This is a genomic window from Bradyrhizobium sp. WSM471, assembly GCF_000244915.1.
In the GTDB taxonomy this organism is placed as follows: Bacteria; Pseudomonadota; Alphaproteobacteria; order Rhizobiales; family Xanthobacteraceae; genus Bradyrhizobium.
On the sequence record NZ_CM001442.1, the window covers coordinates 323,317 to 345,027 of the forward strand.

Genomic DNA, 21,711 nt, shown 5'->3' on the forward strand with positions numbered 1-21,711 from the left:
GAGAAGTTTTGGATCTGATCGGGCGCGTTACTGCGAAACCGTCTGCACCACGCTCCCGATCGGACGCGCGCTCGAGGTCGGCACCTTCATATCCTTCAGCAGCGCCTCGTCATATTCCGGCAGCGAGTCGAGTGTTGTCTTGGCCTTCATCTGCACGACCTTGTAGCCGCCGGCCTTGAGCCGCGCGAGCAGCGCCGGCATCGCTTCGCCGGTATGCTTCTGGAAGTCGTGCATCAGGATGATGCCTTTGCCGAGCTTGTCGAGCCTGGTCATCACGGTTTCGATGATCTTCTCCGGCGTGGCGCCCTTCCTGAAGTCGAAGGAGTCGATGTCGGTCGAGAACATCGCGACGTTGCGGGTGCCGAAATAGCTCACGATCGCCGGATTGTGCTGCAGCTGCGGGAAGCGGAAGAACGGCGCCGGGTTGGTGCCGAGCGCGTATTTCACCGCGCTAATGCCCTTTTCGACCTCGTCCTTGGCCATCTGCTCGGTCATCTTCTTGCCGTTCAGATTGACGTGCGACCAGGTGTGAGTGCCGACCGTATGGCCCTGGGCCAGCACCTGGCGCAGGATTTCGGGATGGTAGGTCGCATGCTTGCCGACCGAGAAGAACAGGCCCTTGGTGCATTCATCCGCGAGCGCCTTCAGCACGGCGGGCGTGTTGACTGGCCAGGGACCGTCGTCGAAGGTCAGCACGACCTCCTTGTCGGTGAGGAAGTCGAACTGCTTGAAATGATCGAAGCCGAAGCCCGGACCGCCCGTGGTGTCGATCTCGACCACGCGGGAGACGCCGAGCGCGTTGGGGTTGGCGCAGGTCGATTTCTGCTGCACCGGCATCGGCGCGGGTGCGGGCGCCGGGGCGGCTGCCGCCGGCTTGGCCGCAATGGCCGCCGTGGTCGCGACGTCGTCCTTGGCGGCGAGCTTCGCCTGTGCCGGCAATTGATCGGCGGCACGGGCGGCAATCGTCTTGGGAGCGGCCTGGTCGGCGCGCGAGGAATAATAAAACCAACCGCCGGCGGCAATCACGACCGCCGCAACTACACTGGCCAGCATCAGGCCCAACGCATTACGCATCGCCATTCTTTCCAATTACGCAACCAAACCGGCGGAATTTCCCGCTCGCCGAGCCATTAATGCGAAGGATCGGTTAACGTGACACCAACGCGACAGCGGATCCCCAAGGAATTTCAGCGAGGTGCGCCAACGTGACCGAGGTCACAGAGGGTGGGCCTCCCGTGACCGTCATCACAGTGGAAACTGTTTTGCTGGAGCATGGTCAATCCCATCAACAACGGGCCCGCTTCCAGCGGTGCCAATGGGAGCTTCAAATGACCGACTCGCTGAACACCAAGTCTCTGAACACCAAGTCCTTGAGTAGCAAGATCCGCGACACCAGCCTGGCTCTGGGCTTTGCCGCCATCCTCTCAATCGCCTCGACCGGCTCCAGCTTCGCCTTCTCGTCCGAAGCGCAGCAGCAGTGCACCGGCGACGCTTTCCGTCTGTGCTCGTCGGAAATCCCGAACATCCCGAAGATCACGGCGTGCATGATGAAGCATCGTTCAGATCTGAGCGCCGGTTGCCGTGCGGTGATGGACAAGGACCTCGCCAAGGGCGGCGCGTCACGCAAGGTCGCTGACGCCCAGGACGGTCAGTAACAGCAACGATCGCGTCGTTGCGTCGGTCAGCTCCCCTCGCGATGGCCCGGCGTGAATGCCGGAGCCACGCGGCGGCGCAAGCCCGCCTGCCAATAAAGCCGTTGCGGCTTCGGGATCGTCGCTCTAGCTTCCCCCGCACATCTTCCGGGTAAGAGGCATTACGCGATGACCAGATTTCTTTTTATCATTCCATTGATCCTGTTTGCATCGGCTGCGTCAGCGCAGCAGCCCGGTCACGATGCCTGTGCGCGCGACGTCACGCGCTTCTGCCGCCCGGTGATGAACAATGGCGATCAGGCTGTGCTCGCCTGCCTCAAGCAGAACCGTACGCGGCTCACCAAAGGCTGCGACAAGGTGCTGACGGATCACGGGCAGTAAGACGTCGCTACGGACTCGCAAAACCCTAAGTGCTGCTTCCCGCCGCGGTGGCGACCACGGGCAGCACCTCACTTGCTGCCTGGTCCGGCGTCTCCTCTTTCCAGCGCACCGAGCCGAACGGACGCTCGAGCATGCGGCGGATCCGCACCGGGTCGGGGCCGACGTGGAAATCGATCGCCTCCTGATGCAGCGCGCGTTCGGACTGGGTCGAGCGGTTGCGCTGGCGCAGATAGTCGAGCCAGGTCGGACAGTGGTAGCGTTCGGTCCACAATTCGGGATCGGCGATGTCGCGCGCGATCGACCAGCCATAGGCACCGTTGCGCTGTCGAGAGAGCTGCACGTCCTGCATCACGTTGTGAAAGGCGCGCGCGTTCTCTTGGGCGACGCGGTATTCGATCTCGACCACCAGCGGCCCGCTGCGCGCCGTGAGCGACAGTTTGACTTCCGGATCGGCCAGCACGTCGGCGTCTTCGTTGCGGGCGCCGACGCGCGGCATCGTGAGCCAGATTCCCAGCACCGGCGAGATCAGCATCAGGCCGGCGGCCGTCAGCAGCGCGACCTCGACGCCGGCATAGTCGGTGAGATGGCCCCAGCCCCAGGCGCCGATCGCGATGCCGCCGGAAATCGAGGCCTGGAATGCGGCGAGCGAGCGGCCGGCGACCCAGCGCGGCGCCGAGAGCTGCACGCCGATATTGAACAGCGCTATGGCGGCCATCCAGACCGCGCCGGCGAGCACCAGCGCAGCCGCGGTCAGCACCGGCTCGGTGCTCACGGCGAGCGCGGCCATCGCAAACGCCATCGAGATGGTGCAGGCGCGGATCGCGGCTTCGCCGCTCATGCGCTTGCGCAATTCGTGGATGTTGAGCGCGCCGACCACGGCGCCCATCCCGAAGGCGCCGAGCATGATGCCGTAGGTCTGCGCGCCGCCATGCAGCAGGTCGCGCGCGACCAGCGGCATCAGCGCCATGATGGCACCGCCAATCAGGCCCATCATCAGCGTGCGCAACAGCACGATCTTGATCGGCGGCGAATTGGTGATGTAGCGGAAGCCCGACACCATGGCGCGGTTGAGCTTCTCCCGCGGCAGCCGCGAGGGTTCGGTGTTGCGCCGCCAGAGCAGCAGCACCACCAGCAAGGGCAAATAGAGGATCGCGTTACACGCAAACGCCGCCACCGCGCCGAGCGCGGCGACGATGACACCGCCGACCGCCGGACCGAAGCTGCGCGCGATGTTGTAGCTGATGCCGTTCAGCGCGACGGCCGACGGCAGTGCATCGGGCGGCACCTGCTCGCTGACCGAGGATTGCCAGGCCGGACCGAACAGTGCGTTGCCGCTGCCGACAACGAAGCAGAAGACGAGCAGCGTTTCCGGGGAAATGTAGTTGAGCCAGGCCAGGACCGTGAGCGCTGTCGCGCCAGTCAGCGCGATCATGAGTGCGATCAGGGTCACGATGCGGCGGTCGTACATGTCGGCGATGGCGCCGGCCGGCATCGAGATCAGCATGATCGGCAGCATCAGGGCGGTCTGCACCAGCGCGACCTTGTCCGCCGAGGCCGCCATCTGCGTCATTGCCCAGGCGGCACCCACGCCCTGGATCAGCAGGCCGAGATTGGAGAGCAGGCTGGCGAGCCAGATGCGCCGGAATACGGTGTATCGCAGCGGCGCCATGATGCCGTCGGCTGCAATTTTCTGGCGGTTCGTCTGCTCGGTCATATCCCCTTCCAAATGGGCTGGCAGAAGTGGTCTTGAAATTGTCTTGGAGTGGTCTTCGGGCGATTCCGGCAAGTTCAGTGATGCCTGCGAAAGTCCTTCGCTGTCCAGTGGTTAGGTCGGTATAAGCGGTGCACAGAGATGCTTTTGCCGGGGAGGAACAGATGAAGCTGTCGCGACGGACGATCTTGCAAGGTGCCGGCAGCTTGCCCTTCGCAATTGCGAGCTTGCGGACGGGTGCATCGGCTCAACCCGCACCCGCTGCGCCGGGCGAGGTGCCGCCGATCCTGTTCGTCCACGGCAATGGCGACTACGACGCGCTCTGGATGACGACCTTGTGGCGGATGGAATCCAACGGCATTGCGCGCGATCGCATGCGTGCGATCAATTTCACCGATCCCAATGCACGAAGTGACGACAAGGTCGAGCAGGCGGGCCGCTCCTCGACCGAGGACCAGCGCCGCGAGCTCGCCGCCGCCATAGCCGAATTGAAGCGCAGCACCGGCGTGGCCCGCGTGGCGCTGGTCGGCAGCTCGCGCGGCGGCTATGCCATCCGCAACGTCATCAAGAACGGCGGCGCCGGCGATGTCAGCCACGCCGTGCTGTGCGGCACGCCCAATCACGGCGTGTTCGCGACCGACGACCAGCCCAACAGCGAGTTCAACGGTCGCGGCGCGTTCTTGCGCGGCCTGAACGAGGGCGAGAGCGAGGCGACACCGGGTGTCGCCTTCCTCACCTTGCGTAGCGACGGCATGGACAAATACGCGCAAGCCGATGGCCGTTTCATCGGCAAGCCCGGTACGCCGACCGGCGTCAGCGTCGAAGGGCCGGAGTTGAAGGGGGCCACCAACCTCGTGCTCGGCGCACTCGATCATCGCGAAGTGGCATTTCACCCCCGGGCCTTCCGCGAGATCTACAAGTTCATCGCTGGCCGCGAGCCCGCGCGGATCGCGATTGTGCCGGAGCAGAGCATCAGGCTGAGCGGCCTCGTGACGGGCACACCGGGCGGCGCGCCGACCAATCGGCCGGTGGCCGGTGCAACCGTCGATGTCTTTCGGGTCGATCCTGAAACCGGTGAGCGTAAGGGCGGCGCCGTCCACAGCGCGAAGACCGGCGCCGACGGACGCTGGGGCCCGGCGCAGGTCGAACCTTCCTGGTCGCTCGAATTCGTCTTGTCATTGCCGGATGCGCCGACGACGCACATCTACCGCTCGCCCTTCCCGCGCTCGTCTGACGTGGTGCATCTGCGCGCCGCGCGTCCGCTCGGGCCCGCGGACAAGGACGCCGGGGCTGTGGTGATCATGTCGCGTCCGCGCGGTTATTTCGGCCTGCCGCGGGACGTGGTGCTGCTCGACGGCAAGGAGCCGGCGGACGTGAAATCGGGGGTGCCCACGGATTCGACAGCAACACTGCGCCTTCCGGCCGGCGAGGTCGGGCGTAACATCGTGGCCCAATTTGGCGAAGAACGAATTGTGGCACGCGCCTGGCCTGCCCAAGAGAACAGGATTGCGATTGCCGAGCTGACTTACTAGCTAATTGCCTGCGTCACCTCTGCGGGAGCGAGCCATGAACATCGCCAGCGTGCGTCGGCCCATCGTCCCTCCGACCCCGCCGCGTGCGCCCGACGACATGTCGTTCCTCGCCCGGCTTGCCGTGATCAAGCGGAACATGATCGCAACCTGGGGGCAGCGCGCCTACGAGGAAGACGTCATCGAGGGCCGATTCTTCTTTCGCAACAGTTTCATCCTGAACCGGCCGGATGCGATCCGGCATGTCCTGCTCAGCAATTACGAGAATTATTCGCGCACCCCGGCGGGCATTCGCATGCTGCGTCCCGTGCTCGGCGATGGTCTTCTGATTGCGGAGGGTCATTCGTGGACGTTTCAGCGCCGCACCCTCGCGCCTGCGTTCACGCCGCGTGCGACGGCAAATCTCGTTCCGCACATGACGGCGGTGCTCGACGAGACCATCGCGAAGCTCGACGGGCGAACGAGCGAGCCGGTCGATCTGCGCGAGATCATGCAGCGCATGACGCTTGAGATCGCCGGACGCACCATGTTCTCGTTCGGCATGGACCGGCATGGTCCGACCTTGCGCAACTTCGTCATGGAGTATGGAGCCCGACTCGGGCGGCCGTACTTGCTTGACATGGTGCTGCCGCTGTCCTGGCCAAGCCCGATGGATTTTGCCCGTGCCCGTTTCCGCAAGCGCTGGACCGAATTCGTAGCGATGCTGATCGCCGAGCGGCGTGAGATGGGCAAGCAAGACGGCGCGCCGCCGCGCGACCTTTTCGATCTCATGGACGAGGCGCGCGACCCCGAAACCGGCAAGGGTTTTTCGGACGAGCAACTGGTCGACGAAGTCGCGACCATGATCCTCGCGGGTCACGAGACCACGGCGACCGCGCTGTTCTGGGCGCTCTATCTGCTCGCCCTCGACCCGGACACGCAGGAAGAAATTGCCTCCGAGACGCGTGGCGAACACCTCGACAGCATGGCCGACATCGATCGCCAGAAGTTCACCCGCGCCGCGATAGAGGAGACCATGCGGCTTTATCCGCCGGCCTTCCTGATCGCCCGGGCCGCGCGCGAGAAGGACAACGCGGCCGGCGTCGCCATCGGCAAGGGCGACATCATTATGATCGCGCCGTGGCTGCTGCACCGGCACGAGAAGCTGTGGGATCAGCCGAACGCGTTCATTCCAAAACGCTTCATGTCGACGGAAGCGCCCGATCGGTTTGCCTATCTCCCCTTCGGTGCGGGTCCGCGCGTCTGCGTCGGCGCCCCCTTCGCGCAAGCCGAATCCGTGCTGGCGCTGGGCCGGCTGATCGGCGCGTTCCGTGTCGAGCTTGCCGATACCAGCCCTGTCATCCCGCTCGGCGTCGTCACAACGCAGCCGGACCACTCCCCGCGGTTCCGTATCACGCCACGGTGACGAGCCGCCGCGCCCTGACGGCACCGCCGACACACGAGATGAGCGACATGAGCGATATCCAGGCGCAGCTTTCGGTTCTCAGGCAGACGGCCGATCCGGCCGTTGTCGAGGTCATCGCGCGGTTGATCGCCGATGGTGAGGATCGCGATCTCCATCGTATCAATGCCCTCGACTTTGCAAATCGCACCGGGCTTGATCAGGAGAAGATCATCTCCGGATTTCTGCACGCCTCGCGGCTCGGCCTGTTCGACATGAGTTGGAACGTGCTGTGCCCCGGCTGCGGCGGAGTCCTCGGCGCGCATGCAACACTGAAATCTCTGAAGCATGACGACTACAACTGCGCACTTTGTGCCGCCGGATACGAAGCCTCCGTCGATGAGATGGTGGAGGTGGCGTTTACCGTCAGCCCGCGGGTGCGCCGCATCGGCGCTCACGATCCCGACACCCTGCCGATCTGGGAATATGTCCGGCAGATTTTCTGGAGTTCGGGCGTCGACGTCAGTGACGAGTCCTTCTCGCGACTGATCGACGAAGTCACACTCGAAGCACTGGAATTGCCGGCGGGTGAAACGGCGATCCTCTCGCTCAATTTGCCGAGCCAGTTCATCATCGTGTTCGAGCCGGTCACTCATTCCGCCCACTTCCTGGATGTCCAGGGCGAGCCGACGAGCCAGCGTCAGCAACTTTCGATGGTCTTCAACAAGTTGGAAGCGCCCACGGGGACTACCGTGATGCGCCCTGGACCGCTGCGCCTCACACTCGAGAACCGATCCGGAAATCGCGTACTGCCCTCGGTGTGGATCGCGGCTGATGCGTTGCATGAGATGCTCGGCAAGCGCAAGCCGATCCTCACGGCCAAACGGATGCTGTCGAACCAGACTTTTCGCGACGTCTTCAAGGCAGACAATCTCAATGTCGACCAGCGGTTGAAGATCACGTCCCTGACTTTCCTGTTTACCGATCTGAAGGGCTCGACTGCGCTGTACGAGCGCGTCGGCGATCTCAACGCTTTCGATCTGGTGCGAGCGCATTTCCGCGCACTCCTGGAAATCATCGCCGCAGAGAAAGGAGCCGTGGTGAAGACGATCGGCGACGCGGTGATGGCGACTTTCGTCAGACCCGAGCATGCGATCGTTGCCGGCCTGCGAATGCGCGCAGCGATGGATGAATTGAACGAGCAGCGTGGTGCGGACGACCTTGTTCTCAAGATCGGCATCCACGAAGGTCCGTGCCTCGCAGTGATGCTCAATGACCGGCAGGATTATTTCGGCCAGACCGTCAACATCGCCGCCCGCGTGCAGAGCCTCTCGACCGCGCAGGAGATCCACATCACCGGCCCGGTGCTGGATGCGCCGGCCGTCGCCGAAGTCCTCAAGCAGCGCGAGATCAGGCCGATCCAGAAGCAGGCCGCACTGCGCGGCATCGCCGACAAGATGGTGGTGTACGAGATACCGTAATTGGCGTCGTCCCGGCGAAGGCCAGGACCCATACCGCGGAATCTATCGATTGCGGATGGTCGGCGTACCGGACCACAACCAGTCTTCGCCAAACGACTCCCTGGGCTAATGGGTCCTGGCATTCGCCAGGACGACGTCGGAGAGACGATTTGGCCGCCCTGCAGAAACCACCGCTCCAGATTGCCGAAACGTAATGCGGCGCGCGGAACTGACGCACATTGCGCCGGTTGAGTTTCCTGCTCATATAATACTGGTAGCGGCCGCGCCCCGCGGCTTCATCGATTTCGGTAGGACCATATGCTCGACGGCCTGCGCCAATTCATCGCCGACATTGTTGCTCCCCATGCCCAGGACCGTGCATTCGGTGACAGTGATTACCGCCTGGCGGCGACCGCGCTGCTGGTTCACGTGATCTCGCTGGACGGCCAGCCGACGGCTGCCGAGCAGCGCAAATTGCACAGCCTGATCGAAAGCCATTTTGGGCTCGATCGCGGCACTGCGGATCGCCTGATCGCGGATGCGACCGAGGTCGAGGGCGAGGCGGTCGACCTCTATCACTTCACCAGCATCATGATGCGCTCGCTCGACGAAGAGGGCCGCAAGCGGGTCGTCCAGATGATGTGGGAGCTCGTCTACGCCGACGGCCAGGTTACCGAGTTCGAGGATAATGTGGTCTGGCGCGCTTCCGACCTGCTCGGGATTTCGCAACGCGACCGGATCGATCTGAAGCACGCGGTCGCAGATCGTGCCGGTGGTCAGGTCAAGGACAGCGCGGTCGGTGGGTGACCCACTGCCAACACAGCCGATTGGCGGTTGTGCAGACCACATGACGAAACTTTAATGTAGCCTCGGGGCTGCCCGGGCTCCGGATTTCGCCTGTAAATCCCTGGTTTTCCTGCTTCCCCCGTTTCCCGCTCAAGTAGCTATGCGGCGGACGCCGCTTGCCTGTCGCGCTCGGCCTATGCTCTGGTTCCAGCATTGCGGGGCCAAAAAACTTCAATTCAAGAGACTTCGATCGTGACTGAGCGGGTAACGTTGATCACCGGTGCCTCGGCGGGCATCGGCACGGAGCTGGCGCGTGTGTTCGCCGCGAACGGACACCGTCTTGCGCTGACGGCGCGACGCGTGGACCGGCTCGAGGCGCTCGCGAACGAGCTCGCCGCCAAGGGCGGCAAAAAGCCGATCGTGATCGCCTGCGATCTCCAGGACGCGGATGCCGGCGAGAAGATCGCCGCCGCACTTGCTGCCGAAGGCGTCGAGCTCGATCATCTCGTCAACAATGCCGGCTTCGGCGTATTCGGTGACGCACTCGAGCGCGACCGGGTCGAGCAGCTCGGCATCGTGGATGTCAATGTCCGGGCTCTGACGGATCTGTCGCTGCGCTTCGCCGATCAGCTGATCAGGAACAAGGGCGGTCTTCTCAATGTCGGATCGGTCGCCGGCTTTCTGCCCGGCCCCGGCATGGCCGTCTACTACGCGTCCAAGGCCTATGTGATTTCCTTCACCGAGGCCCTTCGGGCGGAGCTTGCACCGCACGGCGTTCGCGTCACCGTCCTTTGCCCGGGCCCGGTGCCCACCGAATTCCAGGCGCGCGCCGGCGTTGGGTCCGGACATGATACGGCCCTTCTCAATGTTCCCGCCGCCGAGGTCGCACGGCAGGCCTATCGCGGCCTGATGGCCAACAAGCGGGCAGTGCTCCCTGGTCTGGGCATCAAGATTGTGCCATTTGCACTGCGGTTTTTCCCGCGCGGCTTCATCCTGTCGGCCACCAGCCGGTTTCAGAGGCAAAGACAGTAAAGAGAGCTCTCGGTCCGTAGTGGCCCGGAGCTTGCTTTCTATCGGGCGTGTGTGTGCGCAAACTCACACGAAATTAACGATCGCTTAGTTATGCTGGCGGTCTGAACCGATAGCACTCGCAGAGACCATGTCGTTCCGGACGGACAGGTTTGGTGGCGCAGAAGTGGTGCCCTTCCCCAGAAGGACGCCGAACGTCGCCGCCTCCGAAACCCGGTTGCCGGTTCTGATCATCCTGCATCAGGAATCCTCGACGCCCGGCCGCGTCGGCAATGCGCTGCGCGCGCTCGGCCATCGCCTCGACGTCCGACGTCCCCGTTTCGGCGATCCGCTGCCTGAGACCCTCGACCAGCATGCCGGCGCTGTGGTCTTCGGCGGTCCCATGAGCGCCAACGATCCCGACGACTACATCCGTCGCGAGATCGACTGGATCGAAATCCCGCTCCGCGAACAGCGGCCGTTCCTCGGCATCTGCCTCGGCGCGCAGATGCTGGCGAAGCAGTTAGGGGCCCGCGTTGCGCCGCATGCGGATGCACTGACCCAGATCGGCTACTACCCGATCCGCCCGACAGAAGCGGGACACCGGCTCTGCCCGAATTGGCCGGCGCGGGTCTATCACTGGCATCGCGAAGGCTTCGAGTTGCCGGTCGGCACTGAATTGCTTGCGGAAGGCGATGATTTTCCGGTGCAGGCGTTCCGCACCGGCAACGCTTTCGGCGTGCAGTTTCATCCTGACGTGACCTACGCGATGATGCATTGCTGGACCACGCGCGGCTATGACGGGCTCAGCGCGCCCGGCGCCCGGCAGCGGCATCATCATTTCGCGGACCGTGCCGTCTACGATGTCGCGGAACGCGCCTGGCTCGATCATTTCATCGACGGCTGGCTCGCGCGCCGGCCGGTTCTGGCGCAAGCCGCCGAGTGATCGCGCCTTCTCAGGTCCTTAACGCAGGTTCCTGGCGCAAGCCCTTGTCTCATCCCTTGATATGCTAAGCTCGGTGCCAACGAGCGCGCGCGAAATTGCGCCGGCAAACAGAGGGAGAGCGTCATGGCCTACGAACACATTCTCTATGAGGTCAGCGACAAAGTCGCGACCATCACGCTCAACCGTCCCGACCGCATGAATGCGTGGACGCCCATCATGGAGCGGGACGTGCGCCATGCGATGGAAGCATCGAGCGCCGATGACAATGTCCGGGTCATCGTCATCACCGGGGCAGGCCGTGCCTTCTGCGCCGGTGCCGACATGGACGCGTTGAAGGGGCTCGACCCCGATGATGTCAGGCGTGCGTCGAACCTGCCGCCGTTCGACATGAACCGGCGGCCCGATTGGCAGACGCGCTATGGCTTCTACCCGTCGATCGGAAAGCCTGTCATCGCCATGCTCAACGGCGCGACCGCCGGCATCGGCCTCGTCCACGCGCTCTATTGCGACCTGCGCTTTGCCGCCGACAACACGGTGTTCACGACAGCCTTCGCGCGGCGCGGCCTGATCGCCGAGCACGGCATCAGCTGGATGCTGCCGCGAATCGTCGGCCACGCCAACGCGATGGATCTGTTGCTCTCGGCGCGCCGTGTTTCGAGTGACGAGGCGCTGCGGATCGGCTTGGTCAACCGGCTCTGCTCACCAGAGAAGCTGCGCGAGGAGACCTATGCCTATGCGCGCGATCTCGCCGATTTCGTCTCGCCCAGCGCGATGGCCGTGATCAAGCGGCAGCTCTACGAGGTGCCGTTCCAGACGCTGGCCGAGGCGACGATCGCGGCCAATCGGGACATGATGGTGGCGCTGAACGGCAGCGATTTCCGGGAGGGAGTCGCGAGCTTCATGGAGAAGCGGCCACCGAGGTTTACGGGGAAGTAGGGTGGATTTCGGATGGAGCCCGCCGTCGCCCTTCGGGCTATGGCGAGGCAGCCTTCGCTCACTTCGCCGCGAGAGACCTTCCGGGCTTGCCTAGCCGTAGCTCGCGAAGCGAGCGAAGGCTGGTGGAGCCAGGCGGGATCGAACCGCCGACCTCGTCATTGCGAACGACGCGCTCTCCCAGCTGAGCTATGGCCCCTTTTGTAGGCCGCTCTGGTCAATGCGGCCGACAACCGGGCGCCATTTAAGTCCCCGCCAAGGTCAAGTCAAGGACGGGTGTAACCCGGTTTTAGCCATCCCGGCACCGACTTCCCTTGTTTGGACCGGGGGGAACCGATATCTAGCAACAGGCGTCAATCCCGACCGCAGCCAGAATTTTCAAAAGCCAGAGTCTTCAAAAGCCATGCGTGCCGTTCTCGACATCGTCATCATCGTGCTCGACCTTTACGTCTGGCTGCTGATCGCGTCCGCGATCCTGTCCTGGCTGATCGCCTTCAACGTCGTGAACACCCGCAATCAGTTCGTTTCGGCGGTAGCGGAGTTCCTGTACCGAATCACGGAGCCGGTCCTGGCGCCGATTCGCAATTTCCTGCCCAGCCTCGGCGGCCTCGACATCTCGCCGATCATCCTGATCCTGCTCATCATGTTCATCGAGCGGGTGATCCTGTATTACATCTACCCGAACGTGATCTAAGCAGGCTGGAGCGCCCTGGGTTGCCAAAGAACCTTGGTATCAAGGAACCTTGGCGTTACGGGGCCGCAGGCATCAGCATCGCGCTGCGGGTAACGCCGCGCGGCGGCCGCGACGACATCGACGGGATCGAGCAGCTCTCCGATGGCCGTAGCGTGCTCAAGGTGCGTGTGCGCGCCATCGCCGATGGCGGCGAGGCCAACAGGGCCGTTCTGGTGCTGCTGGCGAAATCGCTTGGCGTGCCCAAGGCCAGCGTCAAACTCCTGTCGGGAGCGACCTCGCGGCTGAAGCAGATCGCGGTCGACGGCGATCCGGCGCGGCTCGGCGAAGCCCTGCGCCAGCTCGCATCAGCCAAATCGACAGACTAAGGGAACTGACATGACCGCCAAGATCATCGACGGAAAAGTCATCGCCGCGGAACTGCGCGCCCGCGTCGCCGACGAGGTCGCACGCGTCAAGCGCGAGCACAATCTCGTGCCGGGCCTTGCGGTGGTCCTGGTCGGAAGTGACCCGGCGAGCGAGGTCTATGTTCGCTCGAAGCACACCCAGACCCAGGCCGCCGGTATGGCCTCGTTCGAGCACAAGCTGCCGGCCGACGTCTCGCAGGCAGATCTCCTGGCGCTGGTCGCAAAACTCAACGGCGATCCCGCCGTGCACGGTATTCTGGTGCAATTGCCGCTGCCCAAGGGCCTCAACACCGAGGCCGTCGTCAATGCCATCGATCCCGCCAAGGACGTCGACGGGCTGCATCCGAACAATGCCGGCCGCCTCGCCGGCGGCTTCGAGGCGCTGTCGCCCTGCACGCCGCTCGGCTGCATCATTTTGACCAAGAGCGTGCATGCCTCGCTCGAAGGCATGAACGCCATCGTCATCGGCCGCTCCAACCTCGTCGGCCGCCCGCTGGTGCAGCTATTGCTGAACGAGAATGCAACGGTGACCATCGCGCATTCGCGCTCGCGCGACCTGCCCGGGCTCGTGAAGCGCGCAGATCTCGTCTACGCCGCGGTCGGAAAGTCCGAGATGGTGCGCGGCGACTGGCTGAAGCCGGGGGCGACCGTGATCGACGTCGGCATCAACCGGATCCCGAAGGACGACGGCAAGACGCGTCTCGTCGGCGATGTTGCCTATCAGGAAGCGCTCGCCGTGGCTGGCGCCATCACGCCTGTGCCGGGCGGCGTCGGTCAGATGACGGTCGCGTGCCTGCTCGTGAACACCTTGCGTGCGGCCTGCGCGATTGCGGGGCTGCCGAAGCCGGCGGTGTAGTTCACCTCGCCCCGCAAGCGGAGCGAGGGAGCAGAGCTCAGGCCTTCTTCTTCTTCTCGCGATCGATGCCTTCGAGGATCAGCTTGTGCGCATCCTCGGGTCCGCCCCAGCGCAGGATCTTCACCCACTTGCCTGGTTCGAGATCCTTGTAGTGTTCGAAGAAGTGCTGGATCTGCTGGAGCGTGATGTCCGGCAGGTCGGAATACGACTTCACCTTGTCGTAGCGCTGGGTGAGCTTCGACGACGGCACCGCAAGAATCTTCTCGTCGCCGCCGGCTTCGTCTTCCATGAACAGCACGCCGACCGGGCGCACGCTCATGACCGCGCCTGGAATGATGGCGCGGGTGTTGATGATAAGGACGTCGCAGGGATCGCCGTCATCGGACAGCGTGTGCGGAATGAAGCCGTAGTTTCCGGGGTAACGCATCGGCGTGTAGAGGAAGCGGTCGACCACCAGCGTGCCGGCTTCCTTGTCCATCTCGTATTTGATCGGTTCGCCGCCTACGGGAACTTCGATGATGACGTTGACGTCGTGGGGGACGTTTTTCCCGATCGAGACCGCATCGATACGCATTCAAGGCTCCGTTGTTGCCGAGGTTAAATCGCACCCGGCAGCGATTTTGGCGCTGTCATACGCGGGCTTGGCCCGCTGATCCATCGCGTTTTTGTGAAATAATGAATCCGGCGATCACCGGCTCAAGGCAACGGTATCGACGGAAGGAAAACGCTGCCGGCCGGACTTCAGCAGCTCAATTGGTCCAAGCGAAGGCAACCTTGTCGAGCGACTTCGGCCCGAAACGCTCCGAGGAGCGCGCCACCATGCGGCCGCCCAGCGCGCGGTAGAACTCGGTGGCCGGATCGTTGTCCGAAAGCGCCCACACCACCATGCTCTTCAGGCCGCTCTGCATCAGGTCGCGGCGGGCCGCGGTGAACAGGCGGCGGCCAAAGCCCAGGCCTTGGAATTCAGGACGCAGATAGAGCTCGTAGACCTCGCCGTCGAAATGCAGGCTACGGGCGCGGTTGCGGCCGTAATTGGCGTAGCCCGCGATCTTGTCGCCGAACACCAAGACGCTGACGCGGCTGCCCTTGCGGATCGCGCTGTCCCACCATTGCGGACCGCGGCGGTTGATCAGCTTTTCCAGTTCGGCGCCGGGAATGATGCCCTGATAGGCGGAGCGCCAGGCTTCGTCATGGGTGGACGCTACCGCAGTTGCATCTGCGGCTTTGGCCGGCCGGACCTCGATCAGGGTTGTGCTCATGGACGTGATCAAACCAAGTCGCCGCGCCGGCGGCAAGACCTATCCTTAATTATCGGTTAACCTGTGGACTTTCTGCATCAGTATTTGACCCGTGTTGTACCGAAAAAAGACAAGACGCCAATTCGAATGGCACCGGAGTGCTGTGCGTCGGTGCAAAACTGCTTTGCGGCAACGAATGAACGGCAATGGCAACGCAGAAAGTCTGCCGATAATGATTCGTTCCTACTAGTCTAACTGTCGCTGTTCTCGCCTCCGGCAATTCATGCGGCTCCTCAACATTCTCGTGCTCCTGGCTTTCTTGGCCTTGCTGACCGCGCCGCCCGTGCGCGCTCAGGTCATTTTCGGTTCGTCCGGAGCGGAGGGCGATCCGTTTCGCCGGCAGCAATGGCGCGTGCCGTCACCGGATACCGACATCGCCGCACATGCCCTGCTGTTTCGCCCGCCGGGTGCTGGCCCGTTCCGGCTTGCGGTGATCGCGCATGCTTCGACGCAAAATGGCTTGCGGCGCGCGCAAACACCACAGCCGGAATACCGCGCACTTACGGCATTCCTCATCGCGCGCGGCTTCGCCGTGCTGGTGCCGGAACGGCTCGGCCATGGCGTAACAGGCGGCCGTTATGTCGAGGACCAGGGCGGCTGCGACGAGGCGGACTATGTGCGCTCGGGCCGCGCAACGGCCGACCAAATCGCGCTCGCGTTGGACTATGTGCGAAAGCAGGATTTTATCCGGAACGACGCCGCGATCGTGATCGGCCATTCCGCCGGCGGTTGGGGCGCGCTGGCGCTCGCGAATGCCGATCCGAAGGCGATCTCCGCCATCATCGCCATTGCGCCGGGGCGCGGTGGCCATGCCAATGACGAGCCGAACCGGATCTGCGCGCCGCACACGCTGCTCGCGGCGGCGGCTGAATTCGGCAAGGCCGCGCGCATCCCGGTCACGTGGCTCGTCGCCGCCAATGACAGCTACTTTGCACCGTCATTTTCGCTTGCGTTGGTCGACGCGTTTCGGCGCAGCGGCGGCAAGGTCGAGTTCCGTGCGCTGCCGGCCCTGGGGAGCGAGGGGCACTGGATGATCGAGGGCGAGGCCGGCGTCAAAGCCGCGAGTGCCGAACTCGATCGCGCGCTGAAGCCGGCGGCTGGCAAAAAGCCATGACGCTGTGTTTCCTGGTCACGCCCCGATATTGGACAATCGCTGATGCCAAATTGGCCTGACGATGACGTGATCCTGTTCGATGGGGTCTGCATCTTCTGCTCGCGTTGGGTACGATTCGTCGCCAAACGAGACACGGCGAAGCGGTTTCGCTTCACGCCGATTCAATCTGACTATGGCGCCCGGCTCGCGCGCGCGTTCGGCATCGATCCGGATGATCCCGACACCAATGCCGTCATTCACGGCGGCGAGGTGTTCATGAAGTCGGACGCGGCGCTGACGGTGCTGTCAAAGCTCCCCGGCTGGGCTTGGGTGAGCGCACTGTTCGCCGTACCCAAGCCGCTGCGAGACCCGATCTACAGCCTCATTGCGCGGAATCGCTATCGGATTTTCGGGAAGTACGATGCGTGCTTCGTGCCGGATGCGGATTTGCGGACACGGGTGATCGAGTAACACGTCGCTGCGCTAGGAAGAAACGGTTAGGTGTTTGGCGTCAGGCTGCCTCCGCCGTGGGCTGGAGTTGGACAGTGAAGCCGAGCTTCTTGAGGCGCGCGACGAGGCGGTTTGCTTGGACCTCCATGGGCCGGCGATCGAAGTAGGCGGCACCGAGATCGCGGTGCTCGGTGCCGTCTTTGAGGATGTGGTAGATAGCGGTGAGGATCGAAGCGGCGACAGCACAGATGGCTTTTTGCGGCCCGCGCTTGGCCTGCAATCGGAAGAACTGAGTTCGGTAATAGCTGTTTTTGCTACGCTTGGCGGCCCAAGCACATTGGACGAGCATGGTCTTGAGCCACGGTGCCCCCTTGCGCAGGCGCGAGGATTTGCGCTTGCCGGCGCTCTCGTTTTGCCCGGGGCACAGGCCGGTCCAGGCGACGAGATGGCCAGCAGTCCGGAAGCGGCTCATGTCAGCGCCGATCTCGGACAAAATTGCCGGCGCTGCGACCGCGCTGACGCCGGGGACCGTGGTCAGCAACCCGATCAGGTGGCGAAAGGGGATCTTGCGACCGTCCGCCTCCGCTTCCATACGTTCGATCCGCTCGGCGATTTCGGCATCAAGCCGGCGAATCGTCTCATCCAGAACATCCCATTGCTGCAGATGAAGCGCGAGTAGAAAGCGATGGTGATCCGTCAGGCGGCCGTGCAACGCATCGTAAAGCTCCTTCGGCGACGCCTTGATCTGCTTGCCGGCAAGCTCGGCCAGCTTGTTCGGCTGCCGCTCGCCGTTGATCATCGCCTGGATGATCCGCCGGCCGCTCGCGCCCATGATGTCGGAGATGACCGAGCCGAGCTTGATGTTGGCTTCTGCCAGCGTCTTGTCGATCCGCTGAACGTGCCGCGTCTGTTCGCGCACCAGTTGCTTGCGTGTTCGCGTCAGGGCACGCAGCTCCTGCACCCGCTCTTCCGGAATGAAGCTGCCCTTGATCAGCCCGCAGGCCAACAGGTCGGCGATCCACATCGCATCGTTCATGTCGGTCTTGCGTCCCGGAACATTCTTGATGTGCGCCGCATTGGCGACGATCAGTTCAAAAGCGCCTTCGCCCAGAATCCGGAACACCGGCATCCAGTAGACGCCCGTCGCCTCCATCGCCACATGCGTGCACCGGCTTTCCTCCAGCCATCGTCGCAGCTCTGCAAGCTGCTCAGTCGTGGCCGCAAAGGTCCGGCACTCTCGCTGCGCCTTCCCCTCGACCATGATCCGCAGGCAGGCCACAACTGTGTCCTTATGCACATCCAGGCCCGCCACCCGCTCGTACAGAATATCCATGCTCCTCTCCTCAACAGTTCGCGCCGGCGGCATAGGCGCCTGTCAAAAAAGAATGCTAGGAAGCGTGCTCTAGGGCCATACTGCCCCTCCGCGCCAGTGTGGGTCATCCAGGCAACCCGGGTCCAACTCGCAACCGGGCTCTCACGCACCAGTGAGCAATCGACCTCTTTGCCGACGGCACCTCAGTTTACCGCTCTTGCCAACCCGCGAAAAGTTTCATCCAGCGCGCGTCAGACCCTCAAGACTGGTCCCAACTCGCAATGACGGAGTGCGTGGTTACGGTTTGCCCAGAACCCCCAGCGCTTCCTGCGCCGCGCGTTCCCCTGAATCCCTCGCCCCATGCGCCGTCGAGAAAAAGCTCGGCGACGTCGCTTCGCCCGCGAAGAACAATCGCCCATCCACCGGCGCGACCAGCGCGGCGCGATCGCCGGCGTGGCCCGGCAGCGCGTGCGAATAGGAGCCTCTTGCGAAAGGGTCGTGCGCCCAGCGCGACTCGTAGAGCGGCTTCAGCTTTCGCCTGATATCGTTGCCGAGCAGGCCTGCGATCTCGTCGATGCTTTGCGCTGCAATAGCGCCTTCGCCGGCATCTTCCAGTTCGCGCGCAAAGCTGCCGCCGAAAAAGCCTTCGATGCAGGGCTGGCCGAACGGGCGGATATGATAGGTGCCCATGTCGGTGCGCATGGTGGCGCCGCGCAAATTTCCTTCCTTCGGGAAGGCTTCGGCATCCTCGAGCGCCAGCGTCACCTTGTCGTCGACGCCGAGCGGCAGGCCGGCTGCGGCATCGACCTTGGCGGGGAGAGATGGCGAGAACCGGATCGCCTCATTGGCGATGAGATTGGTCGGCACGGTGACGATCACCTTGTCCGCGACCAGCGTGCCCTGCGATGTCTCGATGCGGATGCGCTGGCCGGAATGATCGATCAGCGTGACGTTGCAGTTCAGCGCCACCGGGCAGGGCGCGCCATAGGCCGTGATCAGAGCGCCGTAACCGCGGCGGACGCGCCAGTTGAGGTCGCTGTCCTCGTAGGCGTCCCAGTCCAGCGTCGACATGTCCTTCAGCTCGCAGCCGTTGATGTAGGTGGAGATCGCGTCGATCATGGGATTCCAGCGATTGCCGGGCTCCAGGCTCAAGCTCGCGGGTACATCCTGGCCCTTCTGGGCGACCTTCCACAGTCGCTGATAGAAGGCGTCCATCGCGTGCATGAAATCGTCGCGCTCGGCTTTCGGAAACGCGTTGCCATAGGCGCGCTCGCGCCAGGGCGGGAGGTCCTTGTTGACCTCGAAACCGAGCTGCTTTGCAATCGCGACGAAGGAGTTGTTGTCCGCCGAATGCAGCCAGCCGCAGCCGACGTCGAAGGTGACGTCGGGCGAGGCCTGCACCGTCCAGGCCCGGCCGCCGAGCCGGTCCCGCGCCTCGAGCACGATCGCGGAGAGGCCGGAGCCTGCCAACGCATGCGCCGCGCCGAGGCCGGCGGCGCCCGCACCGATGATCGCGACGTCGACGGAGGAGGGCAGGGAGCTCATGAGCGGGCTCTAGCACGTTCGCCGAGCGCGCTGAAGCCGCCGCAAGCACAGCTCTCGTGTCCCGGACGCGGTGCGGCGCTTCCCGGCGATGCGAAGCATCGTCCGGTGCGCCGCTCCGCAGAGCCGGGACCCAAGGTGATGTGGAGGTGGTGAGAGTAACTGGGCCCCGGCTCAGCAGCGCATCACTGCGTGCTGCGCTGCGTCCGGGGCACGAGAGCGGAAGCTTAAGCCACCGCTTCCTTGGACTTCTCCGCGCGCTTGCGCTCGTTGGGGTCGAGGTGCCGCTTGCGGAGGCGGATCGACTTCGGCGTGATCTCGACCAACTCGTCGTCCTCGATATAGGCCAGCGCCTTTTCCAGGGTCATGCGGATCGGCGGGGTCAGGCGCACCGCTTCATCCTTCGACGTGGTTCGGATGTTGGTGAGCTGCTTGCCCTTGAGCACGTTGATCTCGAGGTCGTTGTCGCGGGTATGCTCGCCGACGATCATGCCCTTGTAGACCTTCCAGCCCGGCTCGATCATCATCGGGCCGCGGTCTTCCAGCTTGAACATGGCGTAAGCCACGGCTTCGCCTTGGTCGTTGGAGATCAGCACGCCATTGCGGCGGCCCTGGATCTCGCCCTTGTACGGCGCGTAGCCGTGGAACAGACGGTTCATGATCGCGGTGCCGCGGGTGTCGGTGAGCAGTTCGCCCTGGTAGCCGATCAGGCCGCGGGTCGGCGCGTAGAACACCAGCCGCAAACGGTTGCCGCCGGACGGCTTCATCTCGATCAGCTCGGATTTGCGCTCGCTCATCTTCTGCACGACGACGCCGGAATGCTCCTCGTCGACGTCGATGACGACTTCCTCGATCGGCTCCAGGGTGGCGCCGGTGGCCTCGTCCTTCTGCAGCACGACGCGCGGACGCGACACCGAAAGCTCGAAGCCTTCGCGGCGCATGGTCTCGATCAGGATCGCGAGCTGCAATTCGCCGCGGCCCGAGACTTCCATCGCGTCCTTGTCCGAGGCTTCGACGACCCGCAGCGCGACGTTGCCTTCGGACTCGCGCAGCAGGCGATCGCGGATCATCCGGCTGGTCACCTTGTCGCCTTCGGTGCCCGCGAGCGGCGAGTTGTTGACGATGAAGGACATCGACACGGTCGGCGGGTCGATCGGCTGCGCTACGAGCGGGGTGTCGACCGAGGGATCGCAGAAGGTGTCGGCGACGGTGCCCTTGGTCAGGCCGGCGATCGCGACGATATCGCCTGCCTCGGCTTCGTCGAGCGGGGTGCGCTCGATGCCGCGGAAGGCGAGGATCTTGGTGATGCGGCCGGTCTCGATGGTCTTGCCGTCGGCGCCCAGCACCTTCACGGCCTGGTTCGGCTTGATCGAACCGGAAGAGATGCGGCCGGTGATGATGCGGCCGAGGTAGGGGTTGGCTTCCAGAATGGTGCCGATCATCCGGAACGGGCCTTCCTCGACGGTCGGCGGCGCGACATGGCGCACGATCAGGTCGAACAGCGGCTGCATGCCGGCCTCGTGCGACCCGTCCGGGCTCTCGGCCATCCAGCCCTGCTTGGCCGACCCGTAGAGGATCGGGAAGTCGAGCTGCTCCTCGCTGGCATCGAGCGCCGCGAACAGGTCGAACACCTCGTTGATGACTTCGGTCGCCCGCGCGTCGGGACGGTCAACCTTGTTGATCACGACGATCGGCTTCAAACCGACCTTGAGCGCCTTGGAGACCACGAATTTGGTCTGGGGCAACGGACCTTCGGCGGCGTCGACCAGCACCAGCGCGCCGTCCACCATGTTCAGAATGCGCTCGACCTCACCGCCGAAATCGGCGTGGCCGGGGGTGTCGACGATGTTGATGCGGGTGTCCTTCCACTGCACCGAGGCCGCCTTGGCCAGGATGGTGATGCCGCGCTCGCGCTCCAGATCGTTGGAGTCCATGGCGCGCTCGGTCACCTTCTGGTTCTCGCGATAGGTGCCGGATTGCTGGAGGAGGCGGTCGACCAGGGTCGTCTTGCCGTGGTCGACGTGGGCGATGATGGCGATGTTGCGAAGGTTCATGAGTGAGCTTCTTTGCGGTCGGACAATGGGTTAAGCGCGATCTCGCCGGTCAGACCGGGACCTCTTCACGAAACAACGCTTGAAGACTGGAAACGGGGCGCTTTCCGCCCAAAAGGGAAAGCCCGGCATATCGACCGGGCACCCTACGCGTTGCGGCGCAATATAGGCAAAAACGGCCAAAAAACAATGTGTTCTTTGGCCGTTGGTTGATTGAATTTTGT

The 21,711-nt window shown here is 63.8% G+C and carries 21 protein-coding genes and 1 tRNA gene; 14 read left to right on the plus strand and 8 right to left on the minus strand.

The window, feature by feature from the left end:
- Positions 1–27: 27 nt before the first annotated feature.
- Positions 28–1,074: a polysaccharide deacetylase family protein gene (locus BRA471DRAFT_RS01530; RefSeq protein ID WP_007604143.1), complete on the minus strand. Its 1,047-nt coding sequence runs from the start codon at positions 1,072–1,074 to the stop codon at positions 28–30.
- Between the two features lie 254 nt (positions 1,075–1,328).
- Between BRA471DRAFT_RS01530 and BRA471DRAFT_RS01535 the strand changes: the two genes are divergently transcribed.
- The gene (locus BRA471DRAFT_RS01535) at positions 1,329–1,655 is read left to right on the plus strand and encodes a hypothetical protein (RefSeq protein ID WP_007604144.1); all 327 of its coding nucleotides are present in this window, start codon (positions 1,329–1,331) and stop codon (positions 1,653–1,655) included.
- A gap of 165 nt (positions 1,656–1,820) precedes the next feature.
- Positions 1,821–2,033: a hypothetical protein gene (locus tag BRA471DRAFT_RS01540; protein ID WP_007604145.1), complete on the plus strand. Its 213-nt coding sequence runs from the start codon at positions 1,821–1,823 to the stop codon at positions 2,031–2,033.
- Between the two features lie 25 nt (positions 2,034–2,058).
- On the opposite strand, the gene BRA471DRAFT_RS01545 is transcribed toward BRA471DRAFT_RS01540, so the two are convergent.
- Complete coding sequence (locus BRA471DRAFT_RS01545) at positions 2,059–3,747, minus strand: MFS transporter (protein WP_007604147.1); 1,689 nt, start codon at positions 3,745–3,747, stop codon at positions 2,059–2,061.
- A gap of 161 nt (positions 3,748–3,908) precedes the next feature.
- Between BRA471DRAFT_RS01545 and BRA471DRAFT_RS01550 the strand changes: the two genes are divergently transcribed.
- The 7 genes from BRA471DRAFT_RS01550 to BRA471DRAFT_RS01580 all read left to right on the plus strand — a co-directional run bounded on the left by BRA471DRAFT_RS01550 (position 3,909) and on the right by BRA471DRAFT_RS01580 (position 11,790).
- Entirely contained in the window at positions 3,909–5,276 is a 1,368-nt protein-coding gene (locus BRA471DRAFT_RS01550) for a hypothetical protein (RefSeq protein ID WP_007604148.1), read from the plus strand.
- Between the two features lie 34 nt (positions 5,277–5,310).
- On the plus strand, positions 5,311–6,678 hold the full coding sequence (locus BRA471DRAFT_RS01555; protein WP_007604149.1) for a cytochrome P450: 1,368 nt from the start codon (positions 5,311–5,313) through the stop codon (positions 6,676–6,678).
- 47 nt (positions 6,679–6,725) lie between these two features.
- Positions 6,726–8,135, plus strand: a complete 1,410-nt coding sequence (locus tag BRA471DRAFT_RS01560) for an adenylate/guanylate cyclase domain-containing protein (RefSeq protein ID WP_007604150.1) — start codon at positions 6,726–6,728, stop codon at positions 8,133–8,135.
- 297 nt (positions 8,136–8,432) lie between these two features.
- The gene (locus BRA471DRAFT_RS01565) at positions 8,433–8,921 is read left to right on the plus strand and encodes a TerB family tellurite resistance protein (protein WP_007604151.1); all 489 of its coding nucleotides are present in this window, start codon (positions 8,433–8,435) and stop codon (positions 8,919–8,921) included.
- Positions 8,922–9,152: 231 nt separating this feature from the next.
- On the plus strand, positions 9,153–9,932 hold the full coding sequence (locus tag BRA471DRAFT_RS01570) for an SDR family oxidoreductase (RefSeq protein WP_007604153.1): 780 nt from the start codon (positions 9,153–9,155) through the stop codon (positions 9,930–9,932).
- Positions 9,933–10,059: 127 nt separating this feature from the next.
- A complete protein-coding gene (locus tag BRA471DRAFT_RS01575) occupies positions 10,060–10,854 on the plus strand; it encodes a glutamine amidotransferase (RefSeq protein WP_007604154.1) in 795 nt (264 codons plus the stop codon).
- Positions 10,855–10,977: 123 nt separating this feature from the next.
- A complete protein-coding gene (locus BRA471DRAFT_RS01580) occupies positions 10,978–11,790 on the plus strand; it encodes an enoyl-CoA hydratase (RefSeq protein ID WP_007604155.1) in 813 nt (270 codons plus the stop codon).
- A 120-nt stretch (positions 11,791–11,910) separates the two neighbouring features.
- Here BRA471DRAFT_RS01580 and BRA471DRAFT_RS01585 read toward each other — a convergent pair.
- Positions 11,911–11,986: transfer RNA gene (locus BRA471DRAFT_RS01585), tRNA-Ala, on the minus strand.
- Positions 11,987–12,190: 204 nt separating this feature from the next.
- Here BRA471DRAFT_RS01585 and BRA471DRAFT_RS37765 point away from each other — a divergent pair.
- From BRA471DRAFT_RS37765 to BRA471DRAFT_RS01600, 3 genes are read left to right on the plus strand one after another with little or no spacing between them, the layout of a single operon-like run.
- Complete coding sequence (locus BRA471DRAFT_RS37765) at positions 12,191–12,481, plus strand: YggT family protein (RefSeq protein WP_007598721.1); 291 nt, start codon at positions 12,191–12,193, stop codon at positions 12,479–12,481.
- A 20-nt stretch (positions 12,482–12,501) separates the two neighbouring features.
- A complete protein-coding gene (locus BRA471DRAFT_RS01595; RefSeq protein WP_007604156.1) occupies positions 12,502–12,846 on the plus strand; it encodes a DUF167 domain-containing protein in 345 nt (114 codons plus the stop codon).
- Positions 12,847–12,856: 10 nt separating this feature from the next.
- Positions 12,857–13,741, plus strand: coding sequence for a bifunctional methylenetetrahydrofolate dehydrogenase/methenyltetrahydrofolate cyclohydrolase (locus tag BRA471DRAFT_RS01600; protein WP_007604163.1), 885 nt, complete (start codon positions 12,857–12,859; stop codon positions 13,739–13,741).
- Between the two features lie 37 nt (positions 13,742–13,778).
- Here the strand turns inward: BRA471DRAFT_RS01600 and ppa are convergent, their stop codons facing one another.
- Together ppa and BRA471DRAFT_RS01610 are read right to left on the minus strand one after the other, a co-directional pair.
- Entirely contained in the window at positions 13,779–14,315 is a 537-nt protein-coding gene (gene ppa, locus BRA471DRAFT_RS01605; protein ID WP_007604168.1) for an inorganic diphosphatase, read from the minus strand.
- Positions 14,316–14,490: 175 nt separating this feature from the next.
- Positions 14,491–15,000 (minus strand): GNAT family N-acetyltransferase, encoded by a 510-nt coding sequence (locus BRA471DRAFT_RS01610; RefSeq protein WP_007598725.1) that lies wholly within the window; start codon positions 14,998–15,000, stop codon positions 14,491–14,493.
- A gap of 262 nt (positions 15,001–15,262) precedes the next feature.
- On the opposite strand from BRA471DRAFT_RS01610, the gene BRA471DRAFT_RS01615 reads away from it, so the two are divergent.
- Together BRA471DRAFT_RS01615 and BRA471DRAFT_RS01620 are read left to right on the plus strand one after the other, a co-directional pair.
- Positions 15,263–16,153, plus strand: coding sequence for a dienelactone hydrolase family protein (locus tag BRA471DRAFT_RS01615; RefSeq protein WP_007604169.1), 891 nt, complete (start codon positions 15,263–15,265; stop codon positions 16,151–16,153).
- 42 nt (positions 16,154–16,195) lie between these two features.
- Positions 16,196–16,603, plus strand: a complete 408-nt coding sequence (locus BRA471DRAFT_RS01620; RefSeq protein ID WP_007604170.1) for a thiol-disulfide oxidoreductase DCC family protein — start codon at positions 16,196–16,198, stop codon at positions 16,601–16,603.
- Positions 16,604–16,643: 40 nt separating this feature from the next.
- Here the strand turns inward: BRA471DRAFT_RS01620 and BRA471DRAFT_RS01625 are convergent, their stop codons facing one another.
- From BRA471DRAFT_RS01625 to typA, 3 genes are all read right to left on the minus strand, one after another.
- On the minus strand, positions 16,644–17,915 hold the full coding sequence (locus tag BRA471DRAFT_RS01625; RefSeq protein ID WP_007604171.1) for an IS110 family transposase: 1,272 nt from the start codon (positions 17,913–17,915) through the stop codon (positions 16,644–16,646).
- 276 nt (positions 17,916–18,191) lie between these two features.
- Positions 18,192–19,439 carry an NAD(P)/FAD-dependent oxidoreductase gene (locus tag BRA471DRAFT_RS01630; protein WP_007604172.1) on the minus strand — a complete coding sequence of 416 codons (1,248 nt, stop codon included), beginning with the start codon at positions 19,437–19,439 and terminating at the stop codon, positions 18,192–18,194.
- 224 nt (positions 19,440–19,663) lie between these two features.
- Positions 19,664–21,490, minus strand: a complete 1,827-nt coding sequence (gene typA, locus BRA471DRAFT_RS01635) for a translational GTPase TypA (RefSeq protein ID WP_007598731.1) — start codon at positions 21,488–21,490, stop codon at positions 19,664–19,666.
- Between the last annotated feature and the right edge of the window lie 221 nt (positions 21,491–21,711).